Origin of the sequence: Mycobacterium sp. Aquia_213, assembly GCF_026625985.1 — a bacterium.
Classification (GTDB): domain Bacteria; phylum Actinomycetota; class Actinomycetes; order Mycobacteriales; family Mycobacteriaceae; genus Mycobacterium.
Genome location: NZ_CP113116.1, coordinates 683829 through 703728, shown reverse-complemented (window position 1 = coordinate 703728; position 19900 = coordinate 683829). Strand labels below are relative to the sequence as shown.

The window sequence follows — 19900 nt, the reverse complement described above, 5'->3', positions numbered from 1 at the left end:
CGCGGGACTGGAAGTGCCGCATCTGCACGTTCACGTGTTCCCCACCCGCAGCCTCAGCGACTTCGGCTTCGCCAACGTCGACCGCAACCCGTCGCCGGAATCCCTCGATCAGGCACAGGCCAGGATCAAGGCGGCCCTGGAGCAACTCGCTTAGCTCACTTGCGCGGGTACATCGCTGACGCGCGGCAGGGTGACGCGGAAGCAACACCCCTCGCCGGGCGCGGTTTGCACGGTGACTTTGCCGCCGTGTGCGTAGACCAGCGAGTCGACGATGGACAGCCCCAGGCCGGTACCGCCGCTGGCTCGCGCGCGCGACGAGTCGGTGCGATAGAACCGCTCGAACACCCGCGACGCATCCTGCTGACTCATGCCGGGCCCCCGATCGGCCACTTCGATCACCGCGTCGTCGCCGTCGGTGCCGACCCGAAGAACGACGTCGGCACTTGTCGGGGTGTGCTGCAAGGCATTCGCGACGAGGTTGCTCAGCACCTGGCGAATCCGGGGCTCGTCGCCGAGCACTTCCGGGGTGCCGGGGCCGTCGAGAACTTCCATCGTGATCGAGCGCTTGGGGTCGATCGCCTGCCCGTCGTGCACGGCGTCACTGGCCAGCGCCAGCAAGTCGACGCGATGGTGTTCCAGCGGTCGTTGCACGTCGAGCCGTGCCAGCAGCAGCAGGTCGTCGACCAGCAAGCCCATCCGGCTGGCTTCGCTTTCGATGCGGGACAGCAACATCGCCACGTCGCGGGCCGCGCCCTGTCGATACAGTTCCGCGAATCCGCGAATGGTGGTGAGCGGGGTGCGCAGTTCGTGACTGGCGTCGGTGATAAACCGTCGCATCCGATCCTCCGAGCCGCGGGCGGTCTCGGCCGAGGACTCCGAGGAAGCCACCGCCTGCTGAATCTGGGTGAGCATTCCGTTGAGCGCCAACGAAAGTCGGCCCACTTCGGTGCGGGGATCCCGTTCCGGAACACGACGATCCAGTTGCCCCGCGGCGATCGCGGCGGCGGTTTGTTCCACTTCGAGCAGCGGGCGCAGGCTGCGGTGCACGACCGCGAAGCCGGCGATGCCGACCACCACCAGCACCGCGACCCCGATGCCGAACTGCAACCACACCAGCGAGCGCACCGTGTGCTGGACATCGGAAAGATCGATCGCGACGGTCGTCAGGCCGTTGGGCCCGTGCACGGACACCGCTCGCCACTGAATATCGGAGCCGTTTACCGAGGGCAGCGTCGTCGGATTGGGGCCGACGTCGTTGTCGGGCGGCAGTGCCGGCTCTGCGTTGCGGTCATTGATGGCCGTGAAGGGTTTGCCGTCGGTGCCCACACCCCGCACGTAATACTTCGACGGCGGACGGCCCGGGTCCGGGCCTTCGAAGGAGGACGCCGTCAACTGCCGCCGGGGGGATAGCGCCCAACCGCGCGACGCCTCGAGCAGCGTCTGATCGATCCGGCTGACCAGACTGTGCCGCAGGATCGAGGTGACCATGATGCCCGAGGCCGCCAAACCGCAAGCCACCAAAACGAGCGTTGCCGCAACCAGGCCCACCCGCAGGGGCAATCCACGTCGAACGTGCGTGGCCGTTTCCGTCTTCTTCGCCACCAATCGCTACTTTCGCCGAATGGCCCAGCGCGGGCTCAGCGCGGTTCCCGAAGAACATAGCCGACCCCGCGCAGGGTGTGCAGCAGCCGCTTCTCCCCAGTATCGATCTTGCGACGCAGATACGACACATAGGACTCGACGACATTGACGTCGCCGCCGAAGTCGTAACGCCAAACGTGGTCAAGGATTTTCGGCTTGCTCAGCACCGTGCCCGCATTGATCACGAAGTATCGCAGCAGCGTGAATTCGGTCGGCGACAGCGACACCGGTTCGCCGGCCTTCCACACTTCGTGGGTTTCTTCGTCGAGCTCGATGTCGGCGAAAGTCAGTCGGGCATTGTGCGTCTCCGCGCCACCCTTGCCGGCGCGCCGCAAGATGACCCGCAGCCGGGCCACGACCTCCTCCAGGCTGAACGGCTTGGTCACGTAGTCGTCGCCGCCCAGCGTCAGACCCGCGATCTTGTCCTGCAAGGAGTCGCGGGCCGTCAGGAACAACGCCGGGGCATCGATGCCGTCGGCCCGCAGCCTGCGCAGCACACCGAAGCCGTCCATTCCGGGCATCATCACGTCGAGGATCACCGCGTCGGGCCGCGCCTCACGCGCGCGGTCCAGCGCCTGGGCCCCATTGGTCGCGGTGGAGACCTCGAACCCCTGGAACTTGAGACTCACCGAAAGCAACTCGACGATATTGACCTCGTCGTCAACGACGAGGACGCGTGCTTCCGGTTTGGTGTCGCCTTGGGGTGCCGCTGTCATCTGTTCGATCCATTCTTGGTTGAACGTTGCCTTTGGAGTTGTTGTGCGATTCCTGTGAGCTCGGTGCCAGGCTTCTGCTAGTAGTCTGCCAGGAATCATCGCATCAGCTTGGACCGGTACCCGGTTTTTGAGCGCGCGTCGTGCATAGACTCGGACCATGGATCTCGCCAAGAGCATGGTTTCCGCCGCGACGGCGCCCGCGCGGGTCGGCCTCGCCGCTGCGGAGGCGAGCCTGACGCTGGCCAGCGCGGCGGTCGGAGTGGCGAAGCGATCGCTGGGGGAAAGCGGAACACGCGGGACCAACGCCATGACGTCGATGCTGGGCATCGACGACGCCATCACCCGCGCCAATCGCCTGGCCAAACTGATGGACGACGACGCCCCGCTGGGCCGGGCGATGGCGCCCGACGGGCCGGTCGACCGCTTGCTGCGGCCGGGCGGGGTGGTCGATCTGTTGATGTCGGAGGGCGGTTTGGTCGACCGCCTGACCGCGCAGGGCGGCGGCCTACAACGGGCGCTGCAGCCGGGCGGGCTGGCCGATCAGCTGCTGTCCGAAGACGGGTTGATCGAACGGGTGCTGTCCGAGGATGGGTTCGCGGATCGGCTGCTGGCCGAGGGCGGCCTGGTCGACAAGCTGACCGCCAAACATGGTCCGCTGGACCAGCTTGCCGACGTAGCCGATACCCTCGCCCGGCTGACGCCCGGCATGGAGGCGCTCGAGCCGGCCATCGCCACACTGCAGGACGCCGTCAGCGCGCTCACCATGGTCGTCAACCCGCTGAGCAGCATCGCCGACCGCATCCCGCTGCCCGGCCGCCGGCCCCGTCGCCCCGTATCTGCGCGGCCGGTGCCCTCGCAGCGCATCATCGAGGGCGACTCCTGAACGGCTAAGCTGGCAGCCGATTTACCCGGCCTCCTTAGCTCAGTGGTAGAGCACTCGCCTTGTAAGCGAAAGGTCGTCAGTTCAATCCTGACAGGAGGCTCCGACTTTCCGTCCCCGTCGGTGCTGGTAGAGGCGTTCTCGCCGTCGAACAATCGTGCGATTGCGACGTTCTTGCCCACAGTTTGCCCACACTCTCTGCAACAGATGAGAGATCTGAGTCGAACAAATCGGCGTACACGTCGAGGGTCATCGCGGCGCTGGCGTGCCCCAACATCCGTTGCACCACCTTCGGATTCGCCCCGGCGCTGATCGCGAGCGACGCGGCCGTGTGCCGCAGGGCGTGAGCCGTGACGCGGGGAAACGTGGGATCGGCCTTGCGGCACCGCGCGACCGCGCCGGATAGCCAGGAGTCCTTTGACGCGGGCGGCCCCATGTAGCGGCCGGACGACGTCGGCCAGAACAGATCGTCGCGGCCCTTGCCCCGGGCGACCTCCGCGAGTGCTTCGATTACGAACTCAGGCAAGACCACAGCCCGGTTCTGATTCGACTTCAGGGTGCCGACGACGATCCTGGTACCCACCTGCACGGCATTGCGGTGCAGGTCGATGCGTCGACGCAAAAAGTTGACGTCGCCAACCCGTAGCGCCGCCGCCTCGCCCCAGCGCAGTCCTCCCACGCCAAGTAGAAGCACAAGCGAGCGGTAGCGCCCCGACTCGTCGGCAAGCCTGTTTAGCTGGCCTGCGGTCAGATACACGTTGCGCCGCGGGGGGCGCTTGGGCAGCTTCACGCCGCGGGCGGGGTTTGACGCGAGCAGGCGGTCCTGTACCGCGTCGTCGAGTATCCGTGCCAGTACCGAGTAGGCCGTCTGCACAACGACCGGACCTCGGGTTATCGCAAGCTGCGAGACCCACCCCTGCACCGCGGTGAAGCGGATCTCGGACACCCGGCTCCGCCCCCAGGCTGGCTCGACGTGGACCCGCCAGGCGCTTTCATACGACCGGAAGCCCGACGGCTTCATGTGGCCCTGGCGGCGCTCCAGCCACGCCGGGCCGAGTTCCCCTATGGTGACGCGACCCAGCGTCGGTGAAATGTACTCTCCGCGCAGCTTGGTCACTTCCACGGTCGCGGCGAATTGCTCGGCCTCCCGCTTGGTCCTGAAACCGCGCTTGTCTGTCTGTCTGCGGTCGGGCGTGCGGTACCGGACGCGATACCGCTTTCCGTGTGCAGTGTTGTAACTACTTATCGTCGCCACGAGTCGCCGCCTCTATTGCAGCCTGGAGCTCTTTCCGCAGCTCACGGCTGACTTGACCACGCTTCTGGGCGTTCGCCTCGGCACCGGCTCGTCGATCGCGTTCCTCCGAGAAACTCTTCTTCCACAGCTTTGCCGACCATTCCTTCAGCTCCGCCCGCGAGATACCAAGAGCCTTCCTCGTCCGCTCCTCAGTTGCGCCAGGGGCATCGGTTATCCCTCCGGCGATCAACGACGCTCCCCCGAATATCGACTCTTTACTGGCCTCCCAGCCAGCGGCTATGGCGGCGGTTACCCACTCGGGTGACGGCAGCCCCCTGAAGCCTGGCTGATAGGTGACCAGGTCGACGATCTGCTCACTCGACAGCAGCAGCGATTCGTTGAGCTGGATGGGGGCTTCGGAGCGAAGCAGCTCGGGCAGTGCGGCATCGGCGCAGCCCGCATCCTCCAACGCTAGGCAAAGGGCGACGAGCGTCGCGAGGTTCGGCGCAACCCGTCCGGATTCGAAGTCCGCGACACGAGATTCCGACCAATTGAGCCCTCGCTTGCGTGCCGCGATGCTCACCTGATCGAGCGTCAATCCTGCGGCTTTTCTCAACCGATGGGCGTTCACGCCGATCACCTCGGCCAGCCGAATGGCAACGCCGCCGCCAGGTTCGGGAGCCGGAGTATCCACGGTCACAGCTTACTAGAAAACAGGAGAGTTGACACCGAGCTACTTGAGGCGTATCAAGGTATCAGCCCTCCAGAAACCCAGAAGCTTGACGGGAGCCTCCGAATGATCTCCGAGCTGGCCACACCGGCCGAGGTTGCGAACGCCCTGCGCACTACGTCCGCGAGCCTCGCGCAGATGCGATACCGAGGCGATGGACCAAGGTTTGTGCGTGCCGGGCGTCGGCGCGTGCTGTACCGGTGGGTCGACGTTGAGCAGTGGCTCAACGAGTCCCTGCACGTTCGCACCGACTCCTAGCGTGTCGACCTCGTGCTTACTTGCATTAGGTCGGTCGCTGGCCGTTGGACGAACACCTTCCCTACACCAACAACAGAACGGACTAGTAATCCATGACGGTTAGCACCGAGATCCCCGTCGGGGATCTGACCAAAGTCGAATGTGTGGCGGCTCTAGAGGATGCGACCATTCTCGACCAGCACATCGAACTGAGCGAGGACAAGGTAGTCCTCACGCCCGAAGTGTCACACGCAAGTGAACCCTCCGCAGGGCGGGACCGCAGCCGCCCGCTGCCTTTGGGAATGGTCTGTCAGCTCGGCGGCGGACACGAGATCGACCTAGGGACCTGGGATCTGAGCACCTGCGACTTAGACGTGGTCCTCGGGATGGCGTTTAAGGCGGAAGCGGAGTTCCGGCGGCTGCTGGTGGAACTGGGGGTTGTGCCCCATGACGGCCAGAGTCAAGACGCATAGACACTCCGGTTGTCGACCACGTCCCCCGGACCTCTGCGGCTTCCGACGGTTCTCCTGTGCACCGCACTCGCACGGTAGTGACCCGAATTCGGATGGAGCCGCGGCCAGGGACAGACCCCCAGCTCGCGACGAAACCAGCAATACAGCACGTGCTTGCACTTTTGCGACACCGGCGATGAGGGCGTGATCTATCTATTACGTCGCGCACCCCGACCTCGTGGATGACCAATTCGACGACGACGTGCCGCAAGAAATCGACCGGTAACGCAGAAGGTTGCGATGCTCAGCGAGAGCCTCTTTGCCGATCCCCTCTGGGGAAACCACAGCCCCCTGGTCCTGAGGTGGCACGACGACCAGCTAGAGCCGTTGGTCGAACCACTTCGCTCGTTCGTGTCAGATAACGCGACCGATCGGGTGCGGTACGCCGTGGCGAGTGTCGCGCGGTCGATAGTGGTCGAGAAAGCGCTGACCGACCGCGGGGTGCATTACGCGCGGGCGAAGGGCCCTTACGGCACGCCCGCGCGGTATCGGGACGGCGACCCCCTTTTCACCTGGTACTTCGTCACGGGCGCGATGGACGCCCTTCTCGGCGCCGGTCTCATCGAGCACAGGGTAGGGGTTTGGCGCCCGCGCACCAAGGGATGCCAGTCGGTCGCTTGGGCGACCGAGACCCTCATGGCCCTGGTCGGGCCGTTGGTCGACGCCTCCGAGCCCCGGGGCATGCCCGAGCGCGTGGAAACCATCGTCTTGCGTGACCGTGCCGACAAGGCCGATGTCGACTACGTCGAGACGGCGGAGACGACGACGATGCGAGAGCAGCTGCGCGTTATCAACGACGCGGTCGCGCTGCTCGAGCTGCGCCACCGGGGAGACCGGCTCGAAGTCCCACCTCTGCGGAGGATCTTCAACGGGTCCTTCGACCGCGGCGGGCGCTTCTACTGCCACGGCGCCTCGTACCAGAACATGTCGGCCAAGCAGCGCCGGAAGATCACGGTGGTCATTGACGGTGCGGGAGTTCCGGTGGTCGAGCTCGACTACGGCAACCTCCACATCAGCATGGCCTACTGCAAGGCCGGTAGGCGGCTGCAGCCCGGCGACCAATACGCCATCCAGGGATTCGACAGAGAGCTGGTCAAGGTGGCGGTGAACACGCTCTTCAACGCCCCCACCACCCACAAAGGGGTTCTCGCGGTCACCAAGGAGCTGCTCAACAAACCCAAACTGCGGGCGGCGAGCGGCCTGACCTCGACCGACCCGACACCATGTCGCGCGCTGGCCAAACGGGTCGTGGCCGCGATCGAAAGCAAGCATTCCGCGATCAAGGACTACTTTGGTTCAGACTGTGGGGCGTCGTTCCAGCGCAAGGACTCCGACATGGCCATCGAGGTCCTGACCAGGATGCTCGACAGCACCGGGCGGTGCCCCCTACCGGTGCACGACTCCTTCTTGGTAGCCGAATCCGATGCCGACATCCTCGGCCGAACCATGATCGAAGTGGCCAGCGAGCATGGCGTTCGGGTGCACCTCAAAGACTCCAGGCACCCCTGATTCCACCCAGCCGAGCGCTCCCTATCGGTGCAGTTCACGGCCAGTTACCTTCAATACGAGAGAGGGAGGGGAGGGAGGAAGAAGAAGCACAGCGGCCTGGCAGGGGGCACGAGAGCGATGACCACCATCACGCCGTTTGCCCCTAGTTGACGCGACCTTGCCACGCTGGGTTTCAGGATCGTGCAGGTCAACGAGCAGCTGACCACTTCCCTCTCGATTGCGAGGTCAACCCTGACCGGCTCCTCGTACGCGGCCCCTTGCGGCTCACTCAGAGCAGTTCACGACCTTGGCCAACTCCATGGCCCCCAACGACCCAGCAGCTGCCGACCGCGAGGCCATTGCGTTGCGGTAAATGTCGCGAAGGAGCTAGCTCCCGGGCGGGCTTTGGTGGATCACCTTAGGGAACGGGATGTCGTCTTTGCGCAGGTTGCCGGGGAAGCATGGGGAGATGACCGTCAGGGTGGGTGAGTAGTTCGCGGGGTAGGCCGCCTCGATTTGGAGGCGGTACCCGTCCGGCGCGTAGGCGAAGCGGTTGGGCTTCTCGAACCCGTCGCGCTCCATCACGGTGAGGTTCCAGCTCTGCCAGAGCTGGCCGGTGCGGGTGATCAGGTCTGCGGGCGGCATGCCCTGGGGGCCGATGACGTGCAGGGCGGCGGTGTACTCGGTGGGCCCTGGGCCGGGGCCGGTGTAGTTGTCGTCGCAACCGAGGTTGCTTCCGCCCTGGGCGTCGCTGCCGTCCAGCACGGTGCCCGGCGGCAGCCCGTTGACCGTCTTCTGCAGGTACTGAAGGACGGTGTCTTGCGCCTCTTGCTGGCTGTTCGGAACCTTCGGCGACTGGGCGACGGGGGTGTGGTCCATCGGGCCTCCTGGAGGGATGGGTGTGGCGCCCGAAGGGGTTCTCGGGCCGAGCGGTGCGGCTGGCTTGGTGGACGAGCACGCGCCCACGAGCACCGCGACCGCGGCGAGGGCTGCGAGGCATCGGGACGATCGGCTGGTGGCGGTCATGGCGTGAAGGAGGGTGGGGTGACATCGACCCTGCCTGCGATGATACGGCCCATGTTGGTCAGGGCCGGGTTACCCGGGTCCCAGTAGCTGCTGTGCGCGGCCACCGTCGGCAGGCCCAGCGGCCAGCCGGGTCCGGGCGATGCTTCGAACGGGATGCCCCCGAAGCGCGAGCTCATCGGGTCGGGACCGAGCGTCATGCCGGTGACCACGCCGATGACGTCGTTCTCGGCCCGGGTCGCGAACACGTGCGCGCCGGGGTCGAGGTTGAGGTCGCTGGCATGTCCGGCCAGGACCCCGGGGCTGCCCACGGCGATGACGTTGTTGGCGTCGAGGTGGTGCCCGCCTAGCGCCGCCGCCCCTAGTTCGGTCGACCCGTAGCTGTGTCCGATGACGGTGTTGATGGACGGGCCACCCGCCGCGGCGTCGTTGTGGGAGGCGCGGATCCCGGCCTGGAAGTCGTCGAGCGCGGTGGCCCCGTTGCGGGCGTAGCCCGGGTCGGCCGCCTGAAGGAGGTTCATCGGCCGGTCATACCCCATCCAGGTGGTGACCGACACGTCGCCGGGCTGCAGCGTTCGGTCCGCTGCCCGGGCGGCCCAGTACATCCTCTGGGACTTGTCCGCGCTTCCGCTGTACCGGGTGGTGTCCTGGCCGGTGCCGGGCACGAACGTGGCGTTGCGCTTCGCCGTGTCGGGGTTGTTGATCGACGACGCGGCGTGGCCCTTGTCGTCGACGACCAAGAGGTACTGGGGCAGCTTGCCCGAGGACGGGTCGATCTCGCTCGGCGGCGGCCCGATTGTCCTCTTCACGTCCGCGTAGCCGTCGTGGGCCCGGTTGGCCGCGTCCCATTGCTGTTGCCAATCCCGGTACTCCTTGGACGACAGGAAAGGCCGGTCCCCGTTCGCCCAGTCCGGATGTAGGGCACGCAGGCGGTCCAGGTCGGCTTGGTTGGCCGCCTGCAGCTCGTCGAGGTGCATCCGGTTGTAGTGGTCGCGGTCCACGGCGGGCATCCCCCCGTGGTTGCCGATAAACCGATCGTGGTCGTAGGCGGCGTCCTTCTGCTCCTTCGTGAGCGAGTTCCAGGCTTGCGCGAACTGTTTGGGGTCGTCGGGCAGCGGCGGCACCGGCGGCAGTGGGCCCTCTTGGGCCCGGATGCCCGCAGGGTCATAGCCCTCGGCGCGCAGTGCCCCCAGCGCGCTCTGCAACGTGTAGGAGTAGCCGTCGCGCGTCGCCTTCACCCTGCCCAGCGCGGCCTTGGTGTCGTTGATCGCGTCGTCTTCACGGCCGGTGATGAACGCGTCGAGGGCTTGCCGGTCTGCAGCGGTGAGGGCGGGATCTTTTTCCATCTCGACCGCCTGGCCGATCATGTTGTCGAGGACCTGCAACTGGCTTTCCAGGGCGGTGATTTCTGCCGTTCCAGCCTTTTGCGCCTGGGCCAGGGAGGCGGCGACGTTCTCCAAGGTGACGCCGATCTTGGGTAACTGCAGTGACTGCGCGCCGAGCGACTTCGTTGCCTTCTGCACTTCGGCAGAGTCGTTGATCGGGTGCTCGCCGCGGTCCTCTCTATTCCACGCCGCCGCGAAGCGCTGACGGGCGTCCGCGAAGGCGTTGTTGGATTCGGCGGTGCACCGGCCCGCGGCGTGGAAGGCCTCGGCCAAGTCCGAGATTTGGGCCGGGCGCCCCGCTTGCAGGGTTTGGTTGATCTCCCACGGATCGCCACCGGCTTCGCCGATCAGCAGAGGGATGCTTATGTAGCGGAGTTGCACCGCACAGTCCGCAGTTTGGCGGCGTTGCGTTCCTCCATGTCGGTGAACCCCGCCGCGGCCCGGTGTGCCTTCCCGCCGACCGCCGTCAGCGCCTCCTCGTGGGCCCGCAAGGCACGCACGTGGTCGCCGTGGGCCACGCCGACCGCCTCGTGGAACTCCTCGGCCGCCGCGTACTGACCGAACATCCCCGGCAGCAACGGCCCGCGCGACAGCTGGTCGGCACCCTCCCGGGCGTGCCCGCCAGCGCGGCGCGACTGGTCGCCCCCCGAGTGCAGCAAGCCAGGATCGACGAACATCCGGCACCCCTCCCATGCTGGTGGCAAGCCTATCCACGCGAACCTGGGCGTCAATTCACCCTGAACACGGACCTGCCGAGGCAGGAACAACCGCATCCCAACGAGGGTCGCTAGAGCAGTAGGCGCCGCAGACAAACACATCGCAACTACGACCGTCTTGACCTCGTTGACGCGGGCGAGACACTCCCGAGCACGCTTGCGACCAGCACGTTTATGTCGGAACAGTGCGGGAATCATCAAATCTCTATCAAATCTGTGGCCACCAAGTACGACCCAATTCGCAGTTTGGGTTCGCACTTCGGGTAGTGCGACAGGACCTTGGCACACGACCTAGGCGATCTTCTCCATGGCGCTATTGGCGTTATCGAGCTGGGCGACGACACGGTTCGGGCCGAATGGCGCTGAATATCGAACGATGTTGACCGGAACCGACAGTGCGGCGTTGGCCTGGCGGACTAAGGGTTTACCCCAAGAGCTGCCCAGCGGGCACCTGCAGCGCCTCGGCGATGTCGAATAGCCGCTCGTAGAGCAAGCCTCGTCGGCCAAGTTCTACGTCGATCAATACGTTGCGCGTGACGCCTGACCGGAGGGCGAGGGCCTCCTGCGTGAGGCCCCGCTCGGTGCGAAGCGTCCGGATCCGCTCTCCGACTTCACGACGGCGGAGTTCCCAGGCGGCGACCCGTTCGGGATCGTTCTGACTGGGTCGCGTGGGCACGCGTCCCAGTAGTCAGCCAAAACCCGCGAACTGTCTGCCCTACTAGTAGTACTCTGTGCATGCGCAGTTCCTGTTGCGTGCATCTCTGCCGCCCAAGTCGCAAGGCATCGAAGTCGACTCCGCTACGCAGATGAGGAACGGGGATGAACAAGAAGTTTGCTATAACCGCGGCAATCGTCGTCGCCGTTCTGGCAACCGCCGTCCTTGTCCACTGGAGCACAGCACCGTCGCGCGACGAGCGGTCCTACCAGGCTGGCTACCACGAGGGTGCGCCGTACGCGCGAAGCCTGATGAGGGCCGGGACGTCGGCTGAAACCGCGTGCCAAACGCAAGCCATAAACAGCAACGTGTGGAATCCGGAGCCGTACAGCGCCGGAGACTACCTGGCTGGCTGCCTTGATGCCCTTGCCCGCTGACGCGTTGCGGTGGCCTCGCTAGGCCCAGACGCCGTGACCTAGAACGAATCGAAAGGCAAACGATGCTGAAGATCATCGCGGCGGTGGCTGTCGCGTTGGCCTTGGTCGGGGCGCCCCAGGCGCCGCAGGGATGCCCTGCGAACTGGGTGGCCAAGCCGTCGTCGACCTGGCCGTACCAAATGGGGTGCTACCCGCCGGAGCCACCACCGCCGCCCAACGGACACTTCCCGCCTTGTAACAGCGTCGACCCCCGATTCTGCCCGGGGCTGTGGAACTGAGCCCAGTCTGCGATTGCTACTCCACTACCTGCTTGTCTTGAAGGAGCGACCAATCTGATGAGGGTTATCGGGGCGGCCCTTGCTGCAGCTTTCCTTGCCTTGTCGCCGTTATCCGCGTCGGGCAGCGCCCACGCCGACGCCGCGCAGGCGGGCTACGTCAACCAGCTGCAGGCCCACGGCATCCCGGGAACAAGCGACCAGCTGCTCAACAACGGCTACGTGATGTGCCACGCACTCGACGCGAGCCGCCAACCGTCGTGGGCCGACGTCGCAGCCAACTCGGTAGGCCCCTCGGGGCTGCCCTTCCTGGAGACGGCCTACGAAATCGGTGCCGCAATTCGGTGGCTGTGCCCGGCGCAGGGCTGGCAGATCCAGGAACTGGCCCACGCGGTCCAGGCACCCGAAGTACGCGCAGTGAGAGCCGGGTACGCAGGAGGCGACCGATGACCGCCCTGAGAATTGTGTTGCCGCTCGGCATCGTCGCGATCATCGCGGGCCTCGTCATCGGAAACACCAACATCTCGCTCGCCTCGGCGCAGGGAATCTCTTGCGGGTCTGCGTTCGGCGGCGGGTCGGGCACGCTCGACCCGTACGTGGAGACGGCGTGCGCGCCCCTACTCTCCGAGCATCAGCTGTGGGCGACCGTCTTTATCGTCCTGGGCGTGGGACTACTTATCAGCTCTTTGGTCCTCCACCGTGCCAACCCGCCCGCGCCGTCGCCCACGAGGACTCTGCCGCCGCCTTCCGGTGCAACGAAGCGTGGCTGGTACCCCGATCCAGCGGGCACCGGCAAGGAGCGTTATTGGAACGGCAAAGCGTGGAGTGATCTGCCGCCACGCAATTAAGCAGAGCCGGGATATGAGGGACTAAAAGGTCGGCCTCAAAGCGCACACTGCATCTCCATCGCGTCTGCTTAGCTAGTCCAATGTCGCTTCCGCAAGCCTTAGAACCCCACGTTGTCCCTATCGAAAAGGCGCTCGAGGGTGTGATCGGCGCCGTCCGTGCGGCACGTTACGACAGGCGCACTGACGAGCGAGATCCAGATAGCGGTTTGAGCGTCGAGCAGGCCCGCGAAGGTATTGAGGAGGCGATGCGGAACTGGGCTGCGGTCCACGAGGATTTCGTCGCCGCACTTGATGCGACATTGAACGATCAGCCCGCCTTCAAGTCGGAGATCAACTTAGCCCTTGGGGCGCTGTCGGTACTGGACGCCGGGGTTTCGACTGAAATTGCTCTCGCGCAGCCACTCGAAACACTCGACGGGAACCGCAAACTCGCCAACATCCCCGACTGGCCGACGGAAGCGCGCGCCGTGCTTGAGGCGACCGCTTTCGGGCCCCCAGGAGCTCCAGACGAGGGCCTGATAAGACTGCTTCAGGTCGGCACCGACGACGATCCAACCCCCGAACCCCCCGGGCAACTCTATGGCGATGCTGTGGGCCACGCGATCCGCGTCATTCGACGCCAGACGGCGGAATCGATCACCAGTGTGTTTGTCGGACTAACCGCCGTCCCGTTCATGGACGCCATCCCACTTCCGGCCAATAAGGAACTCGTGGACGTCTTGCGCGATCTCTTGGAGGAGCCGGGCTCCTGGGCAGTGGAGAAAGCGGTCAATGAACTGCCACGAGGTATTTCTAAGTGGTGCCAGTGGGCGCTCGGGAAGGCCACCCAGTTGCTGAAAAAGGTTCTTGGCGAGCAGCGCTTCGAAGCCCTCGATAAATTGCTAGCCAAGGGCGCAACTACTAAAACCACGGACTTTATTTCCCAAACGCTGGTCTGGGTCTACGACACGGGCGACGTGATAGAACGCGGCGAAGCGGCATTCGACCCTCCAGGCCAGCCCCTGAAGAAATCGGAGCGCAACAAACGAGGCGCCCGGCTCGGAAAGCTGGAGAAGTCCAACAAAAAGTGGTTAGGGCCGATAAAGCTTTTGTCGCCGGGGGTTGGACATTTGTGGTACCTGCCGATCCCGCTTCCAGTTCCTCCGCACGCCCTTCCTGCCGCCCCCGCTGCGGCAGCGGTGTTGCTCGCATGGGCGTTGGTTTTATCCGGGGACCAACTCGACACCTGCTACCCCTATCCCAATTTCTGGAAGGGTGTTGTGCGGCGCGCACACGGCGAGTAAGTACGGCGGCGATGGCGAATCGTCTTGCCAGGTAGCACCGCGCAAGTAGCGTCGGATCCTCGGCAGCGTCTCACCCAGCGTGCGCTCCATCTCGCGGATCGCATCACCACGCCGCCACATCGCCCAAATCAGCGCTTGCTGTTCGACGTCAAACCCAACCGGACCCACACCCACCTCCATCGACACATCATCGGGCTGCAGTGATGCGCTGACTGGTTGCACTCAAGACGAGATTCGACATTGTCAGAACTTCCCGAGCTGGGCGATTTTACGAACGCATGTTTCCCTAACCTGTGGGCGAAATCGAAACTATCGATAGCGCTTGGGGTTAGCGTCGGTCGCGACACGACGGCAGCGACTTCTACGTACCACCCCAAGCCCGCGAGTAAGTCCGTCGTAGGTCAGGTGCACTACCATTCGAGCGGTGAGCAGAGGGCGGCGGCGGCCTAGGCCTGGGCAGGGACCGCGTTCGAGTCGCATCGCCGCCGAGAAGACCGCTGAGACTGCAAGTGCCAACGATCGTCCGACAAGCACGACAACACAAGAAGTTGGTGGTGCGGTCGGTCCGCACCCTCCGCGATCTGTAGCCAACGACAACGGAAAAACCTGCCCCTGGGAGCAAGACCAGGAGAGGACATGGCCACAAGTTGTCGTCCTAGTTGTTCTGTTTGTTGTCGGGACATTTCTGGGCTTCCTCTACAAGCCACCCGCTAGCGCCGACCCTTCGTTTCCCGGCAATCTGGTCGTGGAAGTACCCCCGTCCGCCGGAGATGGCTCAACGAGTGTGCCGATTAATGGGGTTGCCTGGATCGAGGCCCATGGTCAAAGGATTGCAGGCTACGAACCTGCGCAGCTGGGTATGCCCTCCAAACCGTCACAGGACACTGTGCGTGTCATGCTTTCGTTAAGGTTCGCTGATCAACTCCCCGAGGGTACGACGGTGAGCGTCAATTTTGACCTGCCCGGTGGCGCCACCCTAGCCCTGTGTCGAGGTCTGCCAATTCCGCATTGCGTTCAGCAGCCAAGTCCTCATCAGCAGGCCGGACGATCGGAACAGGTTGTAGCAGTGGAGTCCACCTTTGTCCCAGGCGATAAGGGCAACGCAGTGATAGTCGTTGCCGATTTAACTGGCGTCAAAGGGATGAATTTCGTCGAATCTAGGACTCGAGCAGTGGTTCGCTATCCTATGGTTGCTCTTGCGCCACCACCGGCAGGCCAGGAAGCGTCTGAGCCGCAGTACGCGATTGACGTCGTTACGGAAGCAGTGTTCAAGGACGCGAGCACCGTGAGATGGTCACAGCTTCCTGGTAATGGACTTCAGGCCGGAGGTCCAAGATTGCCCAATCCGGCTGAGCCACCGGCAGATACGGACTCAGTAGGTTGGGCATACCCCTTATACGAAGGGACAAGTCACTGGAACCCGCCGCCGATCACCGGTGCCAATAGTGTGGTATCAGACAATGACGCGACGCGCCTTTTCGTTGCGGGTGTCTTCTTCGGTGTTGCCGGTGCCGCAGCAATTGCCGCAATTCAGGCGCTTGTAATTGGGTTAGATCGACGCAGGAAGGCTTTGCGGAGCGCGGTATGGCGCCAAGTCCGGCGTCGGGGCGGTTGAGTCCGACGATTATGCCTGTAACCAAACTCGGATAGCGCCCCCCCCCCCCGCTGTCCCATGCGTTCCGATGCACCGTGAGCTCGTGTCGCGAATCTGACGAGATATGAGGGTCCCGAAAATCTGTCTCGATTGGTGCGCCACCCGCGCGGCGATCAACGGCACCAACGCTTTTCATGGAGCCCCCTAGGATTCGTCCCTGCCGTTGACAAACGGTCAAACTTTTATTGACCTCGTGCCCGAACCCACCGGGCGACGGGTGCATCGTTAGGTACCCGACTACTCTTGTGGCGCGTTCGCCGGGCAAACGATGCTATATGCGATTGGTCATGCTCTCGGGAGGGCACCTATGCCGCTCGTCGACACCGACATTCCGCATTGCGGCAAACGGGATGCCCACGAGTCGTTAACCGTCTGCAGCGCTTCGACCACCGCATATCAGAGGTTCCCCAGCGGGGACCCTTGCGGCCAAGGGATGGCCGGAATGCCTGTCGACCACGGTGGGCCCGGCCAGGGCAAGATCCCCTCCACTGCAATGCATCTGGTGTTGTTCGGCACTAGGCAGACCGCTTTTCAAGCACACCGCCCGAAGGAAGGTAGTAGTCATGAGCGACTTCGCAGTCTTCGATGAGGTTGACGGGTTTCGGGTCAAACTGTGGCGCGGCGAGTCTGCGTGTCTGCTCGGCTTCGACGTCGACGAGCCCGAAGACGATTTCGTCGGATTCGCCGTAGAGTTCCGGGACCCGGACAGCACCGACTTTCAGAATCTGTCCAACCGGCTCTCGTTCGGTGCCCCTGACGCGGTCGACGGCTTCCGCAATTTCCCCACCTTGGAGGCACCGCTACAGACCTTTCGCTGGGTGCACTTTCCGTGGGAATCCAAGACCGGCACCTACACCTACCGGGTGACCAAGATGCATATGCCAGCGGATAACGCCGCCCTGACGAAGGGACTGTCGATCGAGTTGCCCATCGAGCTAGGGCCAGTGACCATTCCAGGCTTCCTGGACGTGGGATTCACCCGAAACTTCGCGTCCTCGCAGGCCTTCGAGGACAAGAAGGCCCGTTATGGTTTCGGCAACGACATCATCCCGGCCAAGCCCGCCCAGGGATTGGACTTCGCCGAGCACAAGGCCGAGATCACCAAGAAATTCGATATCTACGCATGGTTGGGATTCGAGGCATATCGGCTGCTGTTCGACTTCCTCGACTGGGCCGCCAAAGACGAGACCGTGCGCATCGACGCGATGGCCTACGACTTCAACGAACCCGACATCCTCGCGCAGCTCGAAGCCCTAGGAGACCGGTTGCGCATCATCATCGACGACTCCAAGGGGCACGGCGGCCCAGGCACCGCAGAGAGCCAGGCGGCGGCCCAGCTAGCGGCCAGCGCGGGCGAAGATAACGTTCACCGGGGCCACTTCGAAAACCTGCAGCACAACAAGCTGCTCATCGCCCGCCGAATCAGCGACGGATCACCGCTGCGGGTGCTCGGTGGATCGACGAACTTCTCCTTCCGCGGCCTCTACATCCAAGCCAACAACATGTACGTGTTCACCGACCCGGATGTGGCTGGGGTGTTCGCCGACATGTTCGACGAAGCCTTCGCTGATATGGCGGGCTTTTCTGGGGACGCCGTGGCCGCCAAGTGGTACGCCGTCAAAAAGCCCGGGCAGCCGACGGTCAAGGTGTGCTTTTCGCCGCACAAGTCGTCGAATCTGTCGCTAGCACCGGTCGGTGGGGCGATCCAGCAGGCGACGTCCAGCGTGTTCTACTCGTTTGCCTTCATGAACCAAACGAAGTCGGGGCCCGTGCGAGAAGCGTTGGACAATCTGATGGGTCGCCCGGTGTTCAGCTACGGCATCGTCAATGAAGCCACTGGAATGGAGATCCACAAGCCCGACGGTGAGATCGGCCTGGTCGACTTTGCCTACTTGTCCAAGCACGCTCCCGAGCCGTTCAAATCGGAGTGGTCCGGCGGTGCAGGCATCAACATTCACAACAAGTTCGCCGTCGTCGACTTCGATCAGCCCGGCGCCAAGGTCTACACCGGTTCCAGCAATTTCGCGCCGTCAGGCGAAGAAGCAAACGGCGATCACCTGATCTCCATCGAAGACCAGCGGGTGGCCACCGCGTATGCGATTGACGCGCTGACCCTGTTCGACCACCTCAACTTCCGGGACCGGATGAAGGTAGCCGATCAGCCGAAGCCCGCGGCGGCAGGGGCGAAAAGGGAGACGCTGCAACTACAGAAACCGATCGCGATCTCCGGTGCCGAGCAGCCGTGGTTCGCGAAGTTCTACGAGCAAGGCAGCCAGCGCGAACTAGACCGCATCACGTTCTCCCGACGCTGAACACGATCCCGCACCGGGACGCGACTCGGGCGGTACCTTAGGGCGCCAGACCAAAGCTGAAACCGGTCTCTTCCGCTGTCTCGAAAGAGACGGGTCGCCACGGTTAATCCACCAGACGCCGTGCACTGCAAGGATGGCACCCTGGCTCCGGCGACGGTCACCATTTCGGTCGACGCTGCAACGCTTACCGGCACGAGTACTACCTCAAGCACAGCCGGGGTGTGTGGCGACCCGCCTCAGACGTACGGTCCCGACAAGTTCACACTCACCAAAGTGTCGCGACGCATCCAGTCAGGATGCGATTTACAGCTGCGCTTGACGTCGGCGACCTAGCTTCCGCTGCTGGCGTGTTTCAGGAGCGCCTCCAGGATCCCCCTGTCATCGAGGCTGTGGTCGTCGCCGAGCACGTCTATCGCCAGCGCCTTGATGGCCTCGATGGGTAGCCACGCAGGAATCTCCCCGTATTCGCGGACGAGGTTCGACCTTTGGAAGTCGTGCTCTTCCACCCAGCCTGCGCAGGAGACGATGAGAGGCCCCAGCAACTCGGGTTCCGTCTCTAGAGCTTGGGCCAAGCGATCATGCACCTCCTCATTCGAGGTCACGTTGGCGAATGTCTGCATCATCGACCGACCGTACGTATCGTTGCCGACCCACGAGGTCTCGCTCGCCCAGTCTGTTTCCGACCACAATCTGCGTAGCTCCTCGCGTGCGGCAATGGCTGGAGCCGTCTGCCCGTCGCCATGACGAGCGGCGACCTGGAGCAGCGCGACCGCGGCGCAGATCGGAAGCCGTCCTCGGTCGCGCTCGACTAGTTCGAGCTGCTCGCCCTCGCTCGCGTTGCGCCCCACGGCAATAGCAAGGCGGGCCGCGGCGTCCAGGCCGATCGCGAGAAAATGCAGGGTCGGCGGGATCGTTGCCGCTTCGCGGGTTGCCTCAGCGACACGCTCGCGGAGCTCAGGGTCGTACGGACGATGATCGACTCGAGAAAACGGCCGGGCTTCATCGAGTAAGTCCCGGTGTTCCGCGAGTGGGTCTACGTCCTCGTGCTCACTGACGACTTGTGGGGGCTCCGGCATGTCCACCTGTTCGCCACGCGATGCGCGAACCAGGTCGGTGACGGATCGCTGGAGATCAGCCAATGCGGTGTCGAATGCGGTGTCCGCTCCCGGATCGGGGCCCGCCGTCCAGGTCGACGCCGTGTCGATCGCGTGGGTGATCGCACGATCCAGGGCGTCGCACCAGGGCGCTACCTGCGTTCGTGTCGCGCGGACTGCTGCGAGTTCGATCCGAGCCGCTTCCGCCGCCGGGGTCACTTCATCGAGTGCTGCGGTCAGAGCGGACCGGAAGCCTTCTCGTATCGGGCGAAGATCCATCTCCGAGGGCTCAGCGTGAACGGCGTTGCCGTCTTTGTCCCACGCGACGAGGGAGCTCCGCGTTTTCTGTCTCACCTCTTGCCATCTGCGGGACCAAGAGCGAGGGCCGCGGCGAGTCCGCTCGGCGACAAGCCGAAGCCCCTCGACCCGCCGAACCAACTCAAGGGTTGCCGGTGCGTGAAGGACATCAAACGACTCGGACGTGACGAGGACTTCGGTCGCCTCATCGTCGCTGATCGGCCAGCTACGTTGAAGACGGTCGTATTCCGCGACCTGCGCCGCCTTCCACTCGCGAAGCGTGTCAGGCGAGAACAGATCCGGGGCGTCGTCGATCTCGTAGGAGTGCTCGATGCACAGCAGGACCAGATTGCCGACAGCCCGGTTCTCCTCGGCGGGCATGTCGATCCACCGCGGCCCTCCCTTCCGCCGTGCATGAATGTGGGCCACTCGACTATTCAGCACCCGGTCGCCCGTATCGTCCGAGAGCTTGTACAACGGCCG

17 protein-coding genes, 1 tRNA gene and 1 pseudogene are annotated in these 19900 nt (G+C 64.2%); 10 read left to right on the top strand and 9 right to left on the bottom strand.

The genetic code is table 11. The features are described from left to right. Window positions 1-125 precede the first annotated feature (125 nt). A pseudogene (locus tag LMQ14_RS03375) lies at window positions 126-1602 on the bottom strand (sensor histidine kinase). Between the two features lie 35 nt (window positions 1603-1637). Then, window positions 1638-2357 carry a two-component system response regulator PhoP gene (gene phoP, locus LMQ14_RS03370; RefSeq protein WP_267733436.1) on the bottom strand — a complete coding sequence of 240 codons (720 nt, stop codon included), beginning with the start codon at window positions 2355-2357 and terminating at the stop codon, window positions 1638-1640. Window positions 2358-2514: 157 nt separating this feature from the next. On the opposite strand from phoP, the gene LMQ14_RS03365 reads away from it, so the two are divergent. Together LMQ14_RS03365 and LMQ14_RS03360 are read left to right on the top strand one after the other, a co-directional pair. After that, window positions 2515-3240: a hypothetical protein gene (locus LMQ14_RS03365; protein WP_267733435.1), complete on the top strand. Its 726-nt coding sequence runs from the start codon at window positions 2515-2517 to the stop codon at window positions 3238-3240. 28 nt (window positions 3241-3268) lie between these two features. Next, window positions 3269-3340 (top strand) — tRNA-Thr (locus LMQ14_RS03360). Here LMQ14_RS03360 and LMQ14_RS03355 read toward each other — a convergent pair. Both LMQ14_RS03355 and LMQ14_RS03350 read right to left on the bottom strand, forming a co-directional pair. Then, window positions 3317-4492, bottom strand: coding sequence for a tyrosine-type recombinase/integrase (locus LMQ14_RS03355; protein ID WP_267733434.1), 1176 nt, complete (start codon window positions 4490-4492; stop codon window positions 3317-3319). The two genes, LMQ14_RS03360 and LMQ14_RS03355, sit on opposite strands and share 24 nt — an antisense overlap. After that, on the bottom strand, window positions 4476-5165 hold the full coding sequence (locus LMQ14_RS03350) for a helix-turn-helix domain-containing protein (protein WP_267733433.1): 690 nt from the start codon (window positions 5163-5165) through the stop codon (window positions 4476-4478). The genes LMQ14_RS03355 and LMQ14_RS03350 overlap by 17 nt, the downstream gene beginning before the upstream one ends. Before the next feature lie 386 nt (window positions 5166-5551). Here LMQ14_RS03350 and LMQ14_RS03340 point away from each other — a divergent pair, with 386 nt between their 5' ends. Both LMQ14_RS03340 and LMQ14_RS03335 read left to right on the top strand, forming a co-directional pair. Then, on the top strand, window positions 5552-5911 hold the full coding sequence (locus LMQ14_RS03340; protein ID WP_267733431.1) for a hypothetical protein: 360 nt from the start codon (window positions 5552-5554) through the stop codon (window positions 5909-5911). A 390-nt stretch (window positions 5912-6301) separates the two neighbouring features. Continuing rightward, window positions 6302-7459 carry a hypothetical protein gene (locus LMQ14_RS03335; RefSeq protein ID WP_267733430.1) on the top strand — a complete coding sequence of 386 codons (1158 nt, stop codon included), beginning with the start codon at window positions 6302-6304 and terminating at the stop codon, window positions 7457-7459. A 366-nt stretch (window positions 7460-7825) separates the two neighbouring features. Here the strand turns inward: LMQ14_RS03335 and LMQ14_RS03330 are convergent, their stop codons facing one another. From LMQ14_RS03330 to LMQ14_RS03315, 4 genes are all read right to left on the bottom strand, one after another. Then, window positions 7826-8317, bottom strand: a complete 492-nt coding sequence (locus LMQ14_RS03330; protein ID WP_267733429.1) for a hypothetical protein — start codon at window positions 8315-8317, stop codon at window positions 7826-7828. Between the two features lie 143 nt (window positions 8318-8460). After that, window positions 8461-10227, bottom strand: a complete 1767-nt coding sequence (locus LMQ14_RS03325; protein ID WP_267733428.1) for an alpha/beta hydrolase — start codon at window positions 10225-10227, stop codon at window positions 8461-8463. Then, the gene (locus LMQ14_RS03320) at window positions 10209-10523 is read right to left on the bottom strand and encodes a DUF2563 family protein (RefSeq protein WP_267733427.1); all 315 of its coding nucleotides are present in this window, start codon (window positions 10521-10523) and stop codon (window positions 10209-10211) included. Before LMQ14_RS03320 ends, LMQ14_RS03325 begins: the two co-directional genes overlap by 19 nt. A gap of 463 nt (window positions 10524-10986) precedes the next feature. Beyond that, a complete protein-coding gene (locus LMQ14_RS03315) occupies window positions 10987-11238 on the bottom strand; it encodes a helix-turn-helix domain-containing protein (RefSeq protein WP_267733426.1) in 252 nt (83 codons plus the stop codon). Window positions 11239-11381: 143 nt separating this feature from the next. Here LMQ14_RS03315 and LMQ14_RS03310 point away from each other — a divergent pair, with 143 nt between their 5' ends. The 6 genes from LMQ14_RS03310 to LMQ14_RS03285 all read left to right on the top strand — a co-directional run bounded on the left by LMQ14_RS03310 (window position 11382) and on the right by LMQ14_RS03285 (window position 18026). Beyond that, a complete protein-coding gene (locus LMQ14_RS03310) occupies window positions 11382-11654 on the top strand; it encodes a hypothetical protein (RefSeq protein ID WP_267733425.1) in 273 nt (90 codons plus the stop codon). Window positions 11655-11716: 62 nt separating this feature from the next. Further along, window positions 11717-11932, top strand: a complete 216-nt coding sequence (locus tag LMQ14_RS03305; RefSeq protein ID WP_267733424.1) for a hypothetical protein — start codon at window positions 11717-11719, stop codon at window positions 11930-11932. A 57-nt stretch (window positions 11933-11989) separates the two neighbouring features. Continuing rightward, a complete protein-coding gene (locus LMQ14_RS03300; protein WP_267733423.1) occupies window positions 11990-12379 on the top strand; it encodes a DUF732 domain-containing protein in 390 nt (129 codons plus the stop codon). Continuing rightward, complete coding sequence (locus LMQ14_RS03295; RefSeq protein ID WP_267733422.1) at window positions 12376-12777, top strand: DUF2510 domain-containing protein; 402 nt, start codon at window positions 12376-12378, stop codon at window positions 12775-12777. Before LMQ14_RS03300 ends, LMQ14_RS03295 begins: the two co-directional genes overlap by 4 nt. An 80-nt stretch (window positions 12778-12857) precedes the next feature. Continuing rightward, window positions 12858-14060, top strand: a complete 1203-nt coding sequence (locus tag LMQ14_RS03290) for a hypothetical protein (protein WP_267733421.1) — start codon at window positions 12858-12860, stop codon at window positions 14058-14060. A 2217-nt stretch (window positions 14061-16277) separates the two neighbouring features. Continuing rightward, window positions 16278-18026, top strand: coding sequence for a phospholipase D-like domain-containing protein (locus LMQ14_RS03285; RefSeq protein ID WP_267733420.1), 1749 nt, complete (start codon window positions 16278-16280; stop codon window positions 18024-18026). A gap of 329 nt (window positions 18027-18355) precedes the next feature. Here the strand turns inward: LMQ14_RS03285 and LMQ14_RS03280 are convergent, their stop codons facing one another. Continuing rightward, window positions 18356-19798 (bottom strand): hypothetical protein, encoded by a 1443-nt coding sequence (locus LMQ14_RS03280; RefSeq protein WP_267733419.1) that lies wholly within the window; start codon window positions 19796-19798, stop codon window positions 18356-18358. Window positions 19799-19900: the final 102 nt, after the last annotated feature.